The organism is Microbacterium trichothecenolyticum (assembly GCF_030818955.1).
Classification (GTDB): Bacteria; Actinomycetota; Actinomycetes; order Actinomycetales; family Microbacteriaceae; genus Microbacterium; species Microbacterium trichothecenolyticum_B.
On the sequence record NZ_JAUTBF010000001.1, the window covers coordinates 2,424,360 to 2,442,012 of the forward strand.

Annotated in this window: 15 protein-coding genes; 12 read left to right on the top strand and 3 right to left on the bottom strand. The window is 71.5% G+C overall.

Annotated features, from left to right (window positions below):
- The first annotated feature begins 8 nt into the window (after positions 1-8).
- From QE412_RS11455 to QE412_RS11475, 5 genes are all read left to right on the top strand, one after another.
- Entirely contained in the window at positions 9-1,667 is a 1,659-nt protein-coding gene (locus tag QE412_RS11455) for a DHA2 family efflux MFS transporter permease subunit (RefSeq protein ID WP_307483697.1), read from the top strand.
- Positions 1,664-2,863, top strand: coding sequence for an FAD-dependent monooxygenase (locus QE412_RS11460; protein ID WP_307483699.1), 1,200 nt, complete (start codon positions 1,664-1,666; stop codon positions 2,861-2,863). The genes QE412_RS11455 and QE412_RS11460 overlap by 4 nt, the downstream gene beginning before the upstream one ends.
- Positions 2,864-3,025: 162 nt before the next feature.
- A complete protein-coding gene (locus tag QE412_RS11465; protein ID WP_307483703.1) occupies positions 3,026-3,673 on the top strand; it encodes an NAD(P)-dependent oxidoreductase in 648 nt (215 codons plus the stop codon).
- Between the two features lie 25 nt (positions 3,674-3,698).
- Positions 3,699-4,073: a winged helix-turn-helix transcriptional regulator gene (locus QE412_RS11470; protein WP_307483707.1), complete on the top strand. Its 375-nt coding sequence runs from the start codon at positions 3,699-3,701 to the stop codon at positions 4,071-4,073.
- Between the two features lie 11 nt (positions 4,074-4,084).
- On the top strand, positions 4,085-4,765 hold the full coding sequence (locus tag QE412_RS11475) for a DsbA family protein (RefSeq protein ID WP_307483709.1): 681 nt from the start codon (positions 4,085-4,087) through the stop codon (positions 4,763-4,765).
- 79 nt (positions 4,766-4,844) lie between these two features.
- On the opposite strand, the gene QE412_RS11480 is transcribed toward QE412_RS11475, so the two are convergent.
- A complete protein-coding gene (locus QE412_RS11480) occupies positions 4,845-6,002 on the bottom strand; it encodes an ROK family transcriptional regulator (protein ID WP_307483713.1) in 1,158 nt (385 codons plus the stop codon).
- 228 nt (positions 6,003-6,230) lie between these two features.
- Between QE412_RS11480 and QE412_RS11485 the strand changes: the two genes are divergently transcribed.
- The 7 genes from QE412_RS11485 (at position 6,231) to QE412_RS11515 (ending at position 14,902) form a co-directional block, all read left to right on the top strand.
- A complete protein-coding gene (locus QE412_RS11485) occupies positions 6,231-7,550 on the top strand; it encodes an amidase family protein (RefSeq protein WP_307483716.1) in 1,320 nt (439 codons plus the stop codon).
- Positions 7,551-7,603: 53 nt separating this feature from the next.
- On the top strand, positions 7,604-9,121 hold the full coding sequence (locus tag QE412_RS11490) for an ABC transporter substrate-binding protein (RefSeq protein WP_307483719.1): 1,518 nt from the start codon (positions 7,604-7,606) through the stop codon (positions 9,119-9,121).
- A gap of 79 nt (positions 9,122-9,200) precedes the next feature.
- Positions 9,201-10,136 carry an ABC transporter permease gene (locus QE412_RS11495; RefSeq protein WP_307483721.1) on the top strand — a complete coding sequence of 312 codons (936 nt, stop codon included), beginning with the start codon at positions 9,201-9,203 and terminating at the stop codon, positions 10,134-10,136.
- Between the two features lie 2 nt (positions 10,137-10,138).
- A complete protein-coding gene (locus QE412_RS11500) occupies positions 10,139-11,893 on the top strand; it encodes a dipeptide/oligopeptide/nickel ABC transporter permease/ATP-binding protein (RefSeq protein ID WP_307483724.1) in 1,755 nt (584 codons plus the stop codon).
- Positions 11,893-12,750, top strand: coding sequence for an ATP-binding cassette domain-containing protein (locus QE412_RS11505; protein ID WP_307483726.1), 858 nt, complete (start codon positions 11,893-11,895; stop codon positions 12,748-12,750). The genes QE412_RS11500 and QE412_RS11505 overlap by 1 nt, the downstream gene beginning before the upstream one ends.
- A 20-nt stretch (positions 12,751-12,770) precedes the next feature.
- Complete coding sequence (locus QE412_RS11510; RefSeq protein WP_210072616.1) at positions 12,771-13,661, top strand: carbon-nitrogen hydrolase family protein; 891 nt, start codon at positions 12,771-12,773, stop codon at positions 13,659-13,661.
- Positions 13,655-14,902 carry an MFS transporter gene (locus QE412_RS11515; RefSeq protein ID WP_307483729.1) on the top strand — a complete coding sequence of 416 codons (1,248 nt, stop codon included), beginning with the start codon at positions 13,655-13,657 and terminating at the stop codon, positions 14,900-14,902. Before QE412_RS11510 ends, QE412_RS11515 begins: the two co-directional genes overlap by 7 nt.
- Before the next feature lie 220 nt (positions 14,903-15,122).
- On the opposite strand, the gene QE412_RS11520 is transcribed toward QE412_RS11515, so the two are convergent.
- Together QE412_RS11520 and QE412_RS11525 are read right to left on the bottom strand one after the other, a co-directional pair.
- Positions 15,123-16,553 (bottom strand): AMP-binding protein, encoded by a 1,431-nt coding sequence (locus tag QE412_RS11520; protein ID WP_307483731.1) that lies wholly within the window; start codon positions 16,551-16,553, stop codon positions 15,123-15,125.
- Positions 16,550-17,647: an MSMEG_0565 family glycosyltransferase gene (locus QE412_RS11525; protein ID WP_307483733.1), complete on the bottom strand. Its 1,098-nt coding sequence runs from the start codon at positions 17,645-17,647 to the stop codon at positions 16,550-16,552. The genes QE412_RS11520 and QE412_RS11525 overlap by 4 nt, the downstream gene beginning before the upstream one ends.
- Positions 17,648-17,653: the final 6 nt, after the last annotated feature.

Consider the following 17,653-nt stretch of genomic DNA (forward strand, 5'->3'; position numbering starts at 1 on the left):
GAGACACCATGCCACGATCCGAGAGTGCGCGCCGCTGGATCGGCCTGATAGCCGTGGCTCTGGGGGTCGCCCTGATCGTCGTGGACACGACGATCGTCAACGTCATCACCCCCTCGGTGATCGACGACCTGGGCATCGACTCGAGCCAGGCGCAATGGATCCAGGAGTCGTACGCGATCGTCTTCGCCGCGCTGCTCCTCGTCGTCGGACGCCTCTCCGACCTGTGGGGGGCGAAGACGGTGTTCCTCGCCGGCGTCGTCGTCTTCGGCCTCACGAGCCTGCTCGCCGGTCTCGCACCCACGGGCGAGATCCTGGTCCTCGCCCGCTTCCTGCAGGGCATCGGCGCCGCGGCCGTGCTGCCGACCTCGCTCGCCCTGCTGAACGCGATGTTCGTCGGCGCCGCACGCGGTAAGGCGTTCGCCGTCTGGGGTTCGACGATCGGCGCCGCCACCGCGCTCGGTCCCGTCCTCGGCGGGTGGCTCTCGGAGCACGCGTCGTGGCGCTGGGCGTTCGGCATCAACATCCCGCTGACGATCGTGATCGTCGTCATCGGCGTGCTGTTCCTCCTCCAGCCCGCCCGCTCGCGTGGCGGCGTCGACGTCATCAGCGCCGCTCTCTCGGTCAGCGGTCTCGGACTGCTCGCGTTCGGGCTCGTCGAGGGTCGTGTCTACGGCTGGATCCTGAGCGAGAACGCTCTCGAGGTGTTCGGCTTCCGCTGGGACTCCGGCCTGTCGCCCGCCTTCGTCGCACTCGTCGCCTCGGCGTTCCTCCTCGCCTCGTTCATCTGGAGGCAGGCACGGCTCAGCCGCCCCGGCAGCCGCCACCAGCCGCTCATGGACACGCGCCTGTTCTCGATCGCGTCCTTCCGCAACGGCAACGTGGCCACCCTGATCATCGGGCTCGGCGAATTCGGCATCATCGCCGTGCTTCCCCTCTGGCTGCAGTTCACCCTCGGCTACTCGCCCCTGCAGGCGGGCCTCGCCCTCGTCCCGATCGCGATCGGCAGCTTCGTCGCCAGCGGCATCAGCTTCCCCCTCTCGAACCGCGTCAGCGCGCTGGCCTTCGTGCGACTCGGACTGGTGCTCGAAGTGCTCGGCCTCGCCGGCCTCGGTCTCGTCGCGGCTGTCACCGACGCATCGTGGCTGCTCATCGCGGTCGTCCTCTTCTTCTACGGCGTGGGCGTCGGCTTCGCCACCGCGCAGGTCACCAACGTCGTCCTCGCCGACGTGCCCGCCGAGGAGGGCGGCCAGAGCTCCGGCATCCAGAGCACCTTCCGCCAGCTCGGCTCGGCGCTCGGGATCGCGGCGCTCACGACCGTGTTCTTCTCGACCTTGGGCGGGGGACTGCAGAACAGGCTCGAGGCCAGCGGGTATGCCCCTTCCGACGCGAAAGGCTTCGCCGATGCCGTGACCGACAGCGCCGGCGCGGCGATCGAACCGATCGGTCAGGTGCCGGGCCTCGAGAACGTCGCCGACCTGGCACGTCAGGCGATGACGGATGCCGTGGCCTTCGGCGCCGTCCTCGCCGCCGGGTTCTTGGTGGTCGGCGTCATCGCCACCTTCCTGATCCCCTCGCGCCCGGCGGGCGTCGAGGCAGCGCGCGGCGCCGAGCGGCAGACCGGCGAGCCGTCGGCCGCGGCGACAGCCACGACGGAGGTGGCGCGATGACGGCGCGCCGGCGCGTGCTCATCAGCGGCGCGAGCATCGCGGGGCCGGCGCTGGCCTTCTGGATGGAGCGCGCGGCATGGGACGTCACCGTCATCGAGCGCGCGCCCGAGCTGCGCGCGGGCGGGCAGAACATCGACATCCGCGGCGCTGGCCGCGAGGTGGTGCGCCGCATGGGAGTCGAAGATGCGATCCGGGCCCGGAACACGCGTGAGGCGGGAACGCGATTCATCGGGACCCGCGGGCAGACGGTGGCGAGCTTCCCCGCCGGGCGTGACGACACCGGCGGGGCGACGGCCGAGCTCGAGATCCTCCGCGGCGAGTTGTCGCGGGTGTTGTTCGACCTCACCCATGAGCGCGTCGAGTACCGCTTCGGCACCACGATCCGTTCGATCGACGATCGCGGCGCCGGCGCACACGTCACGTTCGACGACGGAACCGACGAGCAGTTCGACCTCGTCGTGATCGCCGAGGGCATGCGCTCTCGCACACGCCGATTGATCTTCCCCGGCGTCGATCCGATCGTCTCGAAGAACATGTCGACGGCGTACCTGACCATCCCACGCGAGCCCGACGACACCGACTGGTGGCGGTGGTACACCGCCACGGGCGGACGGAGTATCAGCCTGCGCCCCGACAACCTGGGAACGATCCGCGCCACACTGTCCTACCCGACCCGCGGCGACGAGCGGGCCGACACAGGCGACGACGACTCCGGTCGTTCGCGAGACGCGCTGCTCAGGCGATTCGCGGATGCCGGGTGGCAAGCGCCTCGCGTGTTGCGCGAGATGGCCCACGCTAAGGAGTTCTATCTCGACAGGGTCGGCCAGGTACACCTCGACACGTGGCACCGTGGCAGCGTCGCACTCGTCGGCGACGCCGCCTATTGCGCGTCTCCCCTGAGCGGCATGGGCACGACCCTCTCGCTCGTGGGTGCCTACGTCTTGGCCGGCGAGCTCGGGCGCAGCACCGATGTCGAGACGGCCCTTCAGCGCTACGAGGACATCCTCCGTCCGTTCGTCGAGCGTGCACAGGATCTGCCACCAGGCACACCGCGACTCGCGAATCCCCGCTCCCGCGCCGGACGAGCCCTCTTTCACGGGGTGCTGCGAGCGGCCTCATCGCGCGCCGGACGTCGGCTGACCACGGGCCTGTTCCGCCCTCCCGCCGACACGTTCGCACTGCCCGACTACGGGTGACCCGCAGGCCCGGTGCCGCCGGCCCCTCGGGGGGAGAGAACGTGGCGGATCGCATCCCGCGGCCCACGCCTGCGGCAGCGCGTGCGCTTGTGCTCGAGAGGGGCGAGGCGCGTCCATCTGTGCTATCTTTTAGGTACTACCTCCCCTAAAGATAGGAACATCATGGCAAAGGTCGTCGTCTTCGGCTCCACCGGCTACGCGGGAAGCAACATCGCCGCGGAACTCACCCACCGCGGTCACGAGGTCGTCGGCGTCTCGCGCTCGGGCGGCGAGACCGCCGAGGGCGTGGCATCCGTCGCCGGCTCGATCTTCGACGAGGCGTTCGTGCGCGAGGTCACGGCCGACGCGCAGCACATCGTCGTCGCCCTGCCCGCGACCGCGCGCCAGGAGGGCGAGCCGAACCTGATCGTCGCCCTGCCCGCGGTCGTCTCCGCCGCTCTGTCGGCGGGAGCGCGCCTCGGCGTCGTGGGCGGCGCCGGTTCGCTCGCCGTCGCCGAAGGCGGCCCGCGCCTGGTCGACACCGACGAGTTCCCCGCCGCTTTCGTGCCCGAGGCACGCGCGCACGGCGAGATCCTCGACGCGCTGCGCGGCAGCGACACCGCCCTCGACTGGTTCTACCTGAGCCCCGCCGCCACCTTCGGCTCGTGGAACCCCGGCCAGCGCACCGGCACCTTCCGCCTGGGCGGCGACGTGCTGCTGACGGATGCCGAGGGCACCTCCGCGATCTCGGGCGCCGACTACGCCATCGCCTTCGTCGACGAGATCGAGCAGCACGCTCACCCCCGCGCGCGCTTCTCTGTGGCTTACTGAAACCCGACCGATCGAGAGGACGCCCATGGACGAGGTACTCGGCTTCGACCCGTACAACCCCGACTGCCCCAGCCGGCAGCTGGTGGACCGGATCGGCGACCGCTGGACGATTCTCGTCATCGGCGTCCTCTCGGACGGACCCGCGCGCCACGGCGATCTCGCACGACGAGTCGCCGGCATCTCCCCCAAGATGCTCTCTCAGACCTTGAAGGGTCTCGAACGCGACGGTCTGCTCACCCGCACCGTCCAACCCACGAGCCCGCCCCACGCGATCTACGAGCTCACCGAACGCGGCGCGAGCCTCGGCCCCCTGCTGCTCGCGGTCGAGAACTGGGCACGCACCCACATGCAAGACGTGCTCGACGCGCGTCACGCGTTCGACGAAGCCGCCCCCCGATGACAGGACACCCCATGCACGACCTCCTCTACGTCTTCGACGCCTACTGCGGCTGGTGCTACGGCATGGCGCCGGCCCTGCACGAGCTGGCCGCCGATGACGACATCCGCATCACCGTGGTCCACGGCGCCCTGTTCTCGGGCGCGAACTCCGCCCCGATCGGGCGCTTCGGCCACATCCCCGGCGCGAACGCCCGCATCGCCGAGCTGACCGGTGTCGCCTTCGGCCCCGACTACGAGCGCCTCCTGAGCGAGGGCCGCACGCTGCTGGACTCGGATGCCGCGGCCCGCGGCCTCGCCGCCCTGCGCGCGAGCGCGGGCGATGACCGCGCGCTCGAGATGGCGGGCGCCATGCAGGCGGCGTTCTACCGCGACGGTCGCAGCCTCTCGGATGCCGAGACCTACGCCGCCATCGCGGCCGACCGCGGACTCGACGCCGACGCCGTGCAGCGGCACCTCGACGACGACGTGATCGCCGGCCAGGCCCGACGGGACCAGGACTGGCTCGCCGAGCTCGGCGTCCACAGCTACCCGATGCTGCTGCTGCGGCGCGGCGACGAGCTCGTGCAGATCGGGAGCCCGACCGCGTCAGCCGCCCAACTGCGGGCGCAGATCACCGCCGCGGCGCGGATCGTGCCGGCACCGCACGAGGCCACCGCAGGGCTCGCGTGCAGCCCGGACGGGTGCGCCGACTGAACGCACGCCTCACGAAGGCATGACACCGGTCGTCGCGGGTTCCGCGGCGGCCGGCTCCGCATCCTGGCGGGGGCGGGACTCAGAGCAGTCCCGCCCCCGCCAGGATCGACGTGTGCTTCAGGTCGGAGGCCACGACCGTCATCCCCGCCGTGATGCCGGGGTGGGTGTGCTGCGTGATGCTGCGGACGAGGCTCTGCGTCACCGCGTCGTCGCCCACCTCGGTCAGGGTGTCGTTGATGATCACGGCGTCGGGGTCGAAGACGTTGGCGACGCTGCCGACGGCGCGACCGATCTGCCAGCCGATGTCGGCGAACAGACGCCGCACGGCGGGGTCGCCCTGCGCCGACGCGGTCGACAGCTCCTCGTACGCCTCCGCGTTCATGTCGACCCCGCGCGCCTGGAGGAACAGCCGGAGCTGATTCGCCGTCTCGGCGGCGAGGCATCCACGTTGCCCGCAGGGACAGATCACGCCGTCGGCGTGGACGCTGACGTGACTGATCTCACCGGCGAAGCCTCGCGCCCCCTCGAACACGCGACCGTCGACGACGATGCCGGAGCCGATCCCCTCGTGGCCGATCCCGAGGACGATGAAGTTCTTCCTCCCGCGTCCCGCCCCGAGGCGGAGCTCGGCGAGGGTCGCGAGCGTCGCACCGTTGGCGATCGTGACGGGAAGCCCGAGCGCCGATGCGAACTCGTCGACGGTCGCACCGTCGGTCCAGCTCGGCATGAGCGCGCGCGCGCCAGCCGGGTCGACGAGCTGACGCTCGTAGTCCACCATCGTCGGAAGCCCGAGGACCGCGCGCGCCGGGTGGCGCCCCTCGTCGCGATCGAGTGAACGTGCGAGTGCGACGAGGGTGCCCACCGTATGCGAGCGACCCCGCGCGATATCGGCATTCGCTTCGGCGACGGACAGGATCGCTCCGGCGGAGTCGACCAGCGCGACCCGGAGACGGTCGGGAGAGATGTCGGCGGCGAGCGTGACCTCTTGTCGCACCGGGAGGCGCAACACCCGCGCGGGGCGGCCCACACCGCGGTCGGGTCCGCGGTCGGCGTCGGCTTCGTCGACGAGCCCGGCCTGCTTCATGTCGTCGACGATGCCGCCGAGCGCACGACGGGAGAGCCCCGTCACCTCCGCCAATGCGGTCCGACTCGCCTCGCCGCTCTGACGCAGGTGTTCCAGGATGCGCGCGCGGACGTACTGCTGGAACGCCGAGACGGCGGACTGATCGGAAGACACCTCAGCACTCTACTCGGATGGACCAATTAATGTCGCTCGCTTCACAAAATTAGGTGCGCCATTATCGACAGAACGCTCGGATTACCCAGCGATGACGGGGATTGTGCGTCCGACGCTCCCTTATGTTTCCGGCATGTTGAGGACCTATTACGTTTCATATGATCCCTAATTACGTCACGCATCGGTCTGTTTAGATCCTCTCAGTTCCCAAATTCGCAAAGGACTGTTGTGATCTCTCTCCCCACCCTGGGCCGGCCGGGCGTCGATGACCCCGTGCTGGCGCGCATCCGCTCCCTCGACATCGCGCCCACCGGCTTCGGCGCGGTCGCGACGGTCGATGAGCAGTGGAAGACGCGCGCGTCGGCGGCCCCGACGCCGGGGCTGGAGGCGTTGACCGTCCTGGTGAAGGACAGCATCGACGTGGCGGGCCTGCCGACCACCGCGGGGTCCCGCGCACTCGCCGAGTCCGTTCCGGACCGGGATGCCGACATCATCGCTAACCTGCGTCGCGCCGGTGCCGGCATCGTCGGCAAGACCAACCTGCAGGAGCTCTGCGGATGGGTCACCTTCGCCGCCCCGGGAGGGTACAGCGCGCGGGGAGGATCGCCCCGCAACCCCCGCGGGCACCGCTTCCCGACGGGCGGATCGAGCTCGGGATCCGCCGCGGCGGCGGCCGCCGGCCTCGTGGACGCCACGATCGGCACCGACACCGGCGGGTCGATCCTCGTTCCGGCGGCGAACTGCGGCGTCTACGGTCTGCGTCCCACCGTCGGGCTGCTGTCGCGCCGCGGAGCGCTGCCGATCACCCTCGCGCAGGACACACCGGGTCCGCTCGCCCTTCGCGTCGCCCACCTCGCGGCCGCGCTCGGCGGGATGCGCCCCGACGATCACCGCCGGTACCTCGACGCCCTGCGCGTCGACCGCCTCGCCGGCGCGCGCATCGCCCTCTGCCTGGCCGGCCCCGAGGCGGACGCGCAGACCGCGTGGGCCGACGCGGTCGCGACCCTGATGACCGCGGGGGTCGACCTGCGGCCGGCCACCACGGCGATCCCCGTCGACCGGCCCAGCGACCTCCTCGTCCCCGCGTTCGACTTCCGCGACTCAGTCGGTGAGTACTTCGACGCCCTCCCCGCCGGTTCCCCCGTCCGCGATTTCGACACGCTCTACGCGCACTACCGCGACGCGACTCCCGACGAGCAGCCCTACGGCATCGACAACATCGAGGCCTCCGCGCGGGTGGACCTGAGCGCCGACCGCGCCTTGCGCAACCGACTCCGCGCCGACGAGTACGACGCGGCACAGCGCGTGCTCGAGCATCTGCGCGAGATCGACAGTGTCGACGCCGTGCTGTTCCCCGGTCCGCTCGCGACATTCCTCGCCAGCAAATCCGGCCACCCCGCCGTCGCGCTGCCCGCCGGCACGCTCCCCGGCGGCCGACCCTTCGCCCTCAGCCTGCTCGCCACCCGCCCCGACGACGAGCAGTACCTGCTCGATCTCGCCGCCTCGTGGGAACACCTGATCGGCCCCACTCCGTCCGCCTGCCCCTGATCCACCTCACCTCGACGCGTTCGCGCACCACCCCACCCGAAGGAGCTCCTCCCATGCCACGCCCCCTCCGCGTGACGGCGGCCATCGCCCTCTCGCTCTCCGTCACCGCCGCCCTCGCGGGCTGCGCCGGCTCGTCATCCGGCTCGTCGACCGACGAGCTCGACATCGCCACGACCGTCAGCGCCGTGAGCTTCGACCCGTACCTGGCCGACTCCGGTCCCTCGATCTGGATCCTGCAGCCCGCCTACGAGACGCTCATCACCAAGAACGTCGACGGCACCTACACCCCCGGCCTCGCCTCGGCGTACGAGTACCTCTCCCCCACCAGCTTCCAGCTCACCGTGCGCGACGGCGTGACCTTCTCCGACGGCACCGCCCTCGACGCGGCCGGTGTGGTGGCCAACCTCGAGCGCGTCAAGACCGTCTCGGGTCCCGCGATCGGCAACGCGGCGGCGATCGACACGATCACCGCGACGGATGCCAAGACCGTCCTGATCACGCTGTCGGCGCCCTTCCCCGCGATGGAGGATCTGCTGTCGCACAACGTGGGGATGATGGTCAGCCCGGCCGACCTGAGCAGCCCGGATCTCGCCACCGAGCCGGCGGGCACGGGCCCGTACGTCCTCGACACCGACGCCACCGTGTCCGGCGACCACTGGCGCTTCGTCCGCAACGCGAACTACTGGGGCGATGCCTCGGCCTTCTCGTACGACGCCCTGGAGTACAAGTACTTCACCGACCCGTCGTCGACGCTGAACGCGGTGCGCGCCGGCACGATGGACATCGCCCTCGGCAACACCACGACGGCCGCGGCCGCGAAGTCGGCGGGGCTGCAGATCGTCACGCAGTCCACCGACACGTGGGGACTGGTCCTCGGCGACCGCGCCGGCACCAACCAGCCCGCGCTCGGCGACGTCCGCGTGCGGCAGGCCCTGAACTACGCGATCGACCGCGACGCCATCACGAAGGCGGTCGTCGGCGAGTACGGCAGCCCCGCGCACCAGTACTTCGGAACCCAGACCACCGGCAACGTCCCCGCTCTCGACGACGCCTACCCGTACGACCCCGAGAAGGCGAAGGAGCTGCTGGCCGACGCCGGGTACGCGAACGGATTCACGTTCGCCGTCACCTCGGTCCCCGGCATCCACGACGCCATGGTCCAGGCCATCCAGGGGTACCTCGCCGAGGTCGGGGTCACGATGACCATCGACCAGGACGGCGACTTCTTCGCCAACGTCCAGGCCGCGAAGGACCCCGCCTACGCCCTGACGTACACGCAGGGCGACATGTACACCACGCTGGCGCCGATCGTCACCCCGACGGGCGTGCTCAACCCCTACAAGTCGTCGGACGAGCGGATCAACAGCCTGTACGCCCAAGCGGCCGCGTCGAGCGACCCGGCCGAGCAGACGTCGCTGTACCAGCAGATCGCGCAGATCGTCTCGGACGACGCGTGGTTCCTGCCGGTGTACTACGCCGACGTGATCGTCTACGCCTCGAAGAACGTCCAGGTGAAGCTGTGGCCCGGCGAGGGCTACCCCTGGATCTACGCCTGGTCGCCGATCTCCTGATGTCCCGCGGTCGGGGGCGGGGCCGCGAGCCCCGCCCCCGACTCCCACCCTCGCGTTCCTCCTCCGGAAGGAGAATCCCGTGCTCTCGGTCATCGGACGCCGTCTCGCGATCGCCGTCCCCCTCGTGCTCCTCGTCTCACTGCTGACGTTCCTGCTCGTCCCGCTGATCCCCGGCGACCCCGCCGCGACGATCCTGGGCAACACCGCCACCCCCGCACAGCTCGCATCGCTGCGCGACGCGCTGGGCCTGGACCGCCCGCTTCTCGAGCGCTACCTCGACTGGCTCACCGCGGCGCTGCGAGGCGACTTCGGCACCAGCTTCTACGACCACTCCCCCGTGCTGGACACCATCGCCGCCCGCATCCCGGTCACGCTGAGCCTCACGCTCGCCGCGACCCTGCTGTCGCTGATCGTCGGCGTGGGGATGGGGGTGCTCGCCGCGGTCCGTGGCGGCATCGTCGACCGCGCCGTGCAGCTGGTGTCGGTCGTCGGCATGGCGCTGCCCAACTTCTGGCTCGCCCTCGTCCTCGTGCTCTGCCTGGCGATCTGGGTGCCGATCTTCCTCCCGTCGGGCTACATCCCGTTCGAGGATGACCCCAACGGCTGGTTGCGCAGTCTGACGCTGCCGACGATCGCGCTCGGGCTCGCCTCGGCGACCGCGATCGCCCTGCAGACCCGCGCCAGCCTCACCGATCTCGCACGGCGCGACTTCGTCCGCATCCTGCGCGCGAAAGGCGTGTCGCGCACGTCGATCATCACGAAGCACCTGCTGCGCAACGCCTCGGGCCCCGTCCTGACGGTGACCGGCCTGCAGTTCGTCGGCATGCTGGGCGGCGCGGTCGTGATCGAGCAGGTGTTCGCGCTCCCCGGGCTCGGCAGCCTCATCTTCGCCTCCGTGTCGAAACTCGACGTTCCTCTCATGCAGGGGGTCGTTGTCGTCATGACCCTGCTCGTGGTCGCCGTGAACCTCCTCACCGACCTCGTCTCCGCCTGGCTCAACCCGAAACTGAGGTGACCATGTCCACCGCCCTCTCCCCCGCGCCCGCGGTCCCCACCGTCCGGACCCGCCGCGCCCGCCCGCGAATCTCGGTTCCGCTGGTCCTGGCACTCCTGTGGATCGCGATCGTCGTGATCGGCGCGATCGCCGCGCCCCTGCTCACCCCCTACGACCCGGTCAAGCAGGACCTGGCGAACACGCTCTCCCTCCCGACCGCCGCGCATCCGCTCGGAACCGACGGCCTGGGGCGCGACATCCTCAGCCGCCTGCTCCACGGCGGCCAGGTGAGCCTGCTCGGCGCCCTGCTCGCTCTCGTGGTCGCCTTCGTCATCGGCGTGCCCGCGGGGCTCACGGCCGGCTACTTCCGCGGGGGCCGCTGGGATGCCGTCTCGGCACGCATCATCGACCTGCTGCAGAGCGTGCCGGTCATCGTCATCCTGCTCACGATCCTCGCCGTGACCGGGAAGAACGTGTACACGGCCATGGCGGTGTTCGGCCTGATCGTCTCGCCGGTGTTCTTCCGACTCGCCCGCGACGGCGCCGCCGCCACGAGCGCGGAGCTGTACGTCGACGCCGCGAAGGTCTACGGGCTCCGCTCGCCCCGGATCATCGCGCGCCACGTGCTGCCGAACGTTCGCAACCCCCTGATCGTCCAGGCCACGATCGTGCTGAGCCTCGCGCTGCTCACGCAGGCGGGCCTCAGCTACCTCGGGCTCGCGAGCCCTCCCCCGGCACCGAGCTGGGGCGGGTCCGTGGCCGACGCGAACACCTACATCAACCAGCAGCCGTGGATGCTCGTCCCCTCCGGTCTCGTCCTGGTGCTGACCATCCTCGCGTTCACCGTCGTCGGCGACGCGGTGCGGGATGCCATTCCCGGCAACGCCGGCACCGGGCGGGGCGTGATGGTCGCACGGACCCCTCTCCCCGCCGACGCGACCCCGGTGGACCAGCGGGGCGCGATGCTGTCCGTCCTCGGGCTCTCCGCGGCCGCCGGCGCGACGCCCCTGCTCACCGACGTGTCGTTCGAGCTGCGGCGCGGCGAGATCCTCGCCCTGGTCGGCGAGTCCGGCTCCGGCAAGACGATGACCGCCATGTCGATCATCGGTCTGCTGCCGACCGGCGTCGAGGCGACCGCGGGGCGCATCGTGCTCGACGGCGACGACCTGCTCACTCTCCCCGAGAGCGAGCTGCGCCACGTCCGCGGCCGTCGCATCGCGTACATCGGCCAGGAGCCGATGGTGAGCCTGGACCCGGCGTTCTCCGTCGCGCACCAGATCGACGAGTCGCTGCGACTGCACCGCACGCTCGACCGCCGCGCCCGCCGGGACGAGGTGCGCCGGCTCCTCGCGCAGGTGAAGATCGCCGACGTCGAGCGCGTCGCACGCTCGTTCCCGCACGAGCTCTCGGGTGGGATGGCACAGCGCGTCTGCATCGCGATGGCCCTGGCCGCCGAGCCCGAGCTGCTGATCGCCGACGAGCCGACCACGGCGCTGGACGTCACCGTCCAGGCCGACATCCTCGAGCTGCTGCGCGAGCTGTGCCGGGAACGGACGATGGCGATGATCATCGTCACGCACGACTTCGGGGTCGTCGCCGACGTCGCGGACCGCGCGATCGTGATGCTGCACGGGCGGATCATCGAGAACGCCGCCGTCGAGGAGCTCTTCGATCACCCGAGCCACGAATACACCGCAGGTCTGCTCGCGGCGAACCCCGCGATGCGCGGCGACGAACACGCCGTCTGGTATGCCGATGAGGAGGCGAGCACCCGATGATGACCACCACGACACCCGCGCCCGCGACCGACGGGACGCTGCGCGTAAGCGACCTGCGCGTCACCTACCGCAAGCGCGGTCTGTTCACCCCGGCGTACACCGCGATCGACGGCGTCTCGTTCGAGCTGAAGCCCGGACGCACGCTCGGCCTCGTCGGCGAATCCGGCTCCGGCAAGAGCACCATCGGACGCGCGATCCTGGGCCTCACCCGCGTGGCCGGGGGACACATCTCCTACGACGGGCGCGACATCACGCACCTGCCGCTCGCCCGTCGACGCGAGGTGAGCACGCAGATCCAGGTCGTCTTCCAGGACCCCTACAGCTCGCTGAACCCCTCCCTGACGGTGGGCGACATCCTCACCGAACCGCTGCTGGCGCTTCGCCGGATGACGCGGGCCGAGGCGGACGGCATCGTCCGCGGCCTCCTCGACCGCGTCTCCCTGCCCGCAAACGCCGTCGACCGCTACCCGCGGGAGTTCTCGGGCGGACAGCGCCAACGCATCGCGATCGCCCGCGCTCTCGCCGTGTCGCCGCGACTCGTCGTCTGCGATGAGCCCACGAGCGCGCTGGATCTCACGACGCAGGCGCAGGTGCTCGACCTCATGGCGGAGCTGCAGCGCGACCTCGGCGTCAGCTATCTGTTCATCTCGCACGACCTCGCCGTCGTGCGCCAGGTCTCGCACGAGGTCGCCGTGCTCAACAAGGGCCGGATCGTGGAGTTCGGCCCCACCCGCACCGTGACCGAGACGCCGGCCGACGACTACACGCGTCTGCTGCTCGCCGCCGCTCCCGTCCCCGACCCTCGCCTGCAGCAGGAGAGGCGCCTCGCCCGCCGCGCCCTGCTGGCCGGCGCCTGACCGTCCCCGAAGGAGCCCCCATGGCCCAGATCACTCTCGCCGCCGTGCAGTCCGAGCCGGTGTGGTTCGACCTCGACGGCACGACCGACAAGACCGTCGCCCTGATCGCCGAGGCGGCCGCCCACGGCGCGCGTGTCATCGCGTTCCCCGAGACCTGGCTGCCGGGCTACCCCAGCTTCATGTGGTTCGGCGACGAGGACTACCGCGCGCCGTTCCGACAGCGCTACCTCGAGAACTCGCTCGTGGCGGGCAGCGCGCAGCATCGGCGGATCGAGGCGGCGGCGCGAGAGGGGCGCATCACCGTCGTCCTCGGTCTGAGCGAACGCGTGGGCGACGAGCTCTACATGGCGCAATACGTCATCAGCGACGACGGCATCACCACCATGAAGCGGCGGAAGCTGAAGCCGTCCGCGGTCGAGTGGGACATCTTCGCCTCCGGATCCGGTGCCGATCTCGAGGTCGTCGACAGCTCCATCGGCCGCATCGGTGCCCTCAACTGCTCCGAGAACCGCCGTCCGCTCCTCCGACACGCCCTGTTGTCGCAGAACGAGCAACTCCATGTGGCCTCGTGGCCCCACTTCGGGCTCTATCCCGGGTTCGTCCCGATGAGCGCCGAGGCGAGCATGGCCGCGAGCTCGCAGTACGCCGCCGAGGGCGGTGTCGTGACCCTCGCCCCGACCATCGTGGCCGGCGCCGCCTACCTCGAGCTGCTCGAGCTCCCGGAGGGCGAGCGCGATCGCATTCTCAGCGGCGGCGGTTCCACGCGCATCTTCGGACCTTTCGGTGAGAGCATCGCCGAGCCGCTCGCCCCCGAGGTCGACGGCATCCTGTACGCCACCGTGGACGAGTCCCTTCTCCGTCGCGACCAGGAGTACGACGCGGACCCGACCTCCATCGTCAAACCGTGGTGAGCGCCCTCGCGGGGGGAGAGGATGCCGCCCGGCCCGGCCGTTCGCCGATCGCGAGCTTCGCCTTCCCCGCGTTCCGCGCCTACGCGGCGAGTGCGCAGCTCGCGTTCATCGGCTCGTGGATGCTGGGCACGTCGCAGAGTCTGCTCGTGCTCGACCTCAGCGGCGGGAGCGGCGCGGTGCTCGGCATCACCGCGGCCATCCAGTTCGTCCCGCTCCTGGTCCTCGGCCCCGTGATCGGCGTGCTCGCCGACCGGTGGGGACCGCGTCGCCTGCTCATCGCCGGGGAAAGCACGATGGCCCTGGTCGGGCTCGCGCAGGCGACGTCGCTCCTGCTGGGGGTCATGACCCTTCCCCTCGCCCTCGTCCTGGCCGCGGTGTACGGCCTCGGTTCCGCGCTCGAGAGCGCGATGCGGCCCACGGTCATCACCGAGATCGTGCCGGCCCGTGTGCTCTCGAACGCCGTCGGGCTCAACACCCTGTTCTTCCAGCTCGGCCGGCTGATCGGCCCGAGCGCCGCGGGGTTCCTCATCGCGGGATTCGGGAACGGCCCGTCGTTCGTCGTCGGCGCCGCCGCCCTGGGCGTCTTCGCTCTCGTGCTGACCCGGCTGCCCCGCCGGCGCGACGGCCAGCCCGACGGCGACGAGGCCGTTCCCGCGGGGATGGGGCACGCGGTGCGCTTCGTCTTCACCGAACCGCGCCTGCGCCTCGTCTTCGCGCTCACCGCCGTGGCGGGACTCATCTCCCCCAACATCCTGTCGATCGCGACCCTGGCCGCAACGCAGGACTTCTCCGCGGGAGCGACCGGCGTCGGGCTGCTCGGGTCGGCACTCGCGGTCGGCACCATCGCGGGGGCTGCCCTGACGGCGGTCCTCGGTCGGGTCACTCCCCGCTCGATCGCCGCTGCCGCCATCGGCGTCTGCCTGCTCACCGCGGCCACCGGTGCGCTGCCGACCTTCCCCCTGTACGCGGTCGGCCTCGTCCCGGCGGGAATCGCCTCCATGCTGCTGATGGCGCAGGGCGCCGCCTTCGTGCAGCTGGTCACCCCGCACGCGCTGCGCGGCCGCGTCAACGCGCTGTTCGCGATGGTCACGCTCTGCGGCATCCCTCTCGGCTCTCCCGTCCTCGGGATCCTCGCGGATGCCGTGGGGGCGCGATCCGCCTCGATCATCGCCGGAGGGGCCGTCGCCGTCGCGCTCGGCGTCGTCCTCCTCGCGCTGCGCGGCGGATTGCGACGCCCGTGACGCCGGCGGCGCCCCGGTCGGCGGATCTCAGCGCGTGCCCTCCTCCCGGTCCGACGTCTCCGCGGCGAACGCCCGCACGGCATCCTCCAGCACCGTGAAGAACCGCCGGCGGCCCGCGGTCGGAGCGGTCCGCGCGCATCGACCGGCGGGCAGCGCTGCGCGCTGACGTGCGACCGAGGGACGCAACAACACACGAGGAGCGCCACGCCTCCCGTGCCGCTCAGCCGACGAACCGCTCCGCCAGAGCCGACCGCCGCACCTTCCCGGCGTCGTTGCGCAGCGGCGTGGTCGACACGTGCAGCGCGACGGGCGCGCGACGACCCAGGTGCGCCCGGGCGTGGGCCATCACCGACGCGGATGCCGCTGGGTCGGTGAGCCGGACGGCGGCGTGCACCACCTGGCCCAGCTCGTCGTCGGCGACGCCGAAGGCGACGGCTTCCGCCACGGCGGGATGCTCTTCGAGCGCCGCCTCGATGACGGCGGGGGCGATCTTGTCACCCCCGCGGTTGATCATGTCGTCGGACCGGTCGTGCAGGAAGAGGTAGCCGTCGGCATCCACGTGTCCGACGTCGCCGAGGGTGTCCCAACCCTCGGCGTCGCGGCGCGAGCTCGCGCCCACGTAGGCGTAGGCGGGGGCGGCGCCGCGCCGCATCCACACCAGTCCGCCCTCGCCCGTGGGCAGGTCGCGCCCGCTGTCGTCGCGGATACGGATCTCGGTGCCCCCGATCGGCCGCCCGACGCTGCCCGGGCGCTCGAGCCAGTCGGTGCCCGTGATGCGGGTGAGACCGTTCGACTCGCTGCCGGCGTACACCTCGTCGACCCGCTCGGCGCCGATCCAGTCGAGGAAAGCGCGCTTCAGTGTTGGCGCGCACGGCGCCCCCATGTGCAGCACGCTCTCGATGCTCGCGACGCGCTCGGGCACCCGCGCTTCGGCGGGCAGACGCAGCAGCCGCGCCATCATCGCGGGAACCAGCAGACCCCACGTCGCCCGGTGCGTCTCGACGGCCGTGACCCACGCGGCGGGATCGAAGCGGTCCAGGATGACGAGACGGTGACCCGTCAGCAGGCCGCGGAACGCGTAGGTGAACACGGCGGAGTGCCACAGGGGTCCGGCGACGATCTGCGTCGCCCGGTGGGGCAGGAACTCCGCGACCGGGCGCGAGGGATCCAGGGTCGCGGGCGCGGCGGCGCGCACGATCTTGGGCCGTCCCGTCGAGCCCGAGGTCGCCGGGGCCTTCCAGCACGATGCCGCCGTATCCGGCAGCTCGCCGCCGCGCGGGGCCACGCGCGCTCCGGGCAGCCACGCGATCCCCGGCGACACGGGCCGCGACCCCACGGCGGCCGCGGGCACGGCCAGCGCCTCCAGGGCGCCGCGCTCCCCCGCGGTCAGCTCGGTCGACAGGGGCTGCGGCGTCGCGCCCGCCCGCCAGATCCCGAAGCAGGCGATGACGAAGTCACGCCCGTTGCGCAGCGACACCGCGACGAGGTCGTCGCGCCGCACCCCACGGCGGAGGAGTTCGTGCGCGAGCGCCGAGGCCGCGGCATCCAGCTCCCCCGCCGTCATCGCCCCGGCACTGTCCACGACGAGGGGCTCGTCGGGATCGGCCCGCGCGCGCTCAGCGAGGATCGCCGAGAATGTCTGCTCGGTCATCGCGCGCTCGCCAGCGGCACGCGGGCGTAGAACTCCTCGTGCGCTCGCGCGGCGCGATCCCACGTGTGGGCGCGGGCGAGCTCGACCCCGGCGGCCGCGTCGATCGACGCCCGTCCGCGCAGCACCGCGTCGAGCCGGGCGGCGATCTCGGATGGCGTCGACGCGTAAAGCACCGCGTCGCCGAACACCTCGCGGATCACCGGCAGGTCTCGCGCGACCACCGGCGTGGCCGCGGCGAGCGCCTCCATCGCGGCGAGACCGAAGCCCTCCTTGGTCGAGACGAACGCGAGCGCCCGCGCCTCGGCGACCAGGGCCGGCAGCGCGGCGTCGTCGACCGGACCGAGGATGATCGGACGGATGCCGAGCTCGACGGCTCGCGCCTCGAACCGCGCGCGGTAGTCGCGGTAGTCGAACAGCGTCTCGCCGCCGCCGAAGACCAGGCGCAGGTCGGGGTGCGTTTCGCGCGTGAGGGCGTAGGCCTCGAGCAGGTCGATCGAGCCCTTCCGCGGCTCGATGCCCCCGAGGGCCAGCACGTACGCGCCGAGCTGACTCCTCCACTGAGCCCGGTCGTCATCGGCCGCGGCCGCGAACCGCTCGGCATCCACCCCGTTCGCGATCACCTCGGGCCGCACGCCGTAATCGCGCTCGACCTCGCGCGCGACGGCCCGCGAGACGCACAGTCGCGCGACCGGTTCGACGACCGCACGGTCGTGGCAGGCCACGAGCTGCGGCGTCGTGAAGGTGTCGAGGTGGTGGATCGTGCGGACGACCGGGATGCCGCGACGAAGCGCCGCGTTCGCCGAGATGCAGTCCTGCGCGTGGACGATCTCGGCATCCGGGTCCAGCGCCGCGGCCATCAGCTCGATCGAGCGCTCGATGCGTTCCCCCACGCCCTCGCCGTCGCGCGGGGGGAAGGGCACGACGCGCACGCGGACGCGCGGGTCGACCGGACGGAAGAACGCGGTGTCGTCGCCGCGCCCCAGCGTCCACACCTCTACGTCGTGCCCGCGCGCGGCCAGCGCCTCGGCGAGCGCGAGGGTGTGCACGACCCCGCCGCGGGGTTTGGTGGAGTAGGTCAGCTGCGCGATGCGCATGGGTCG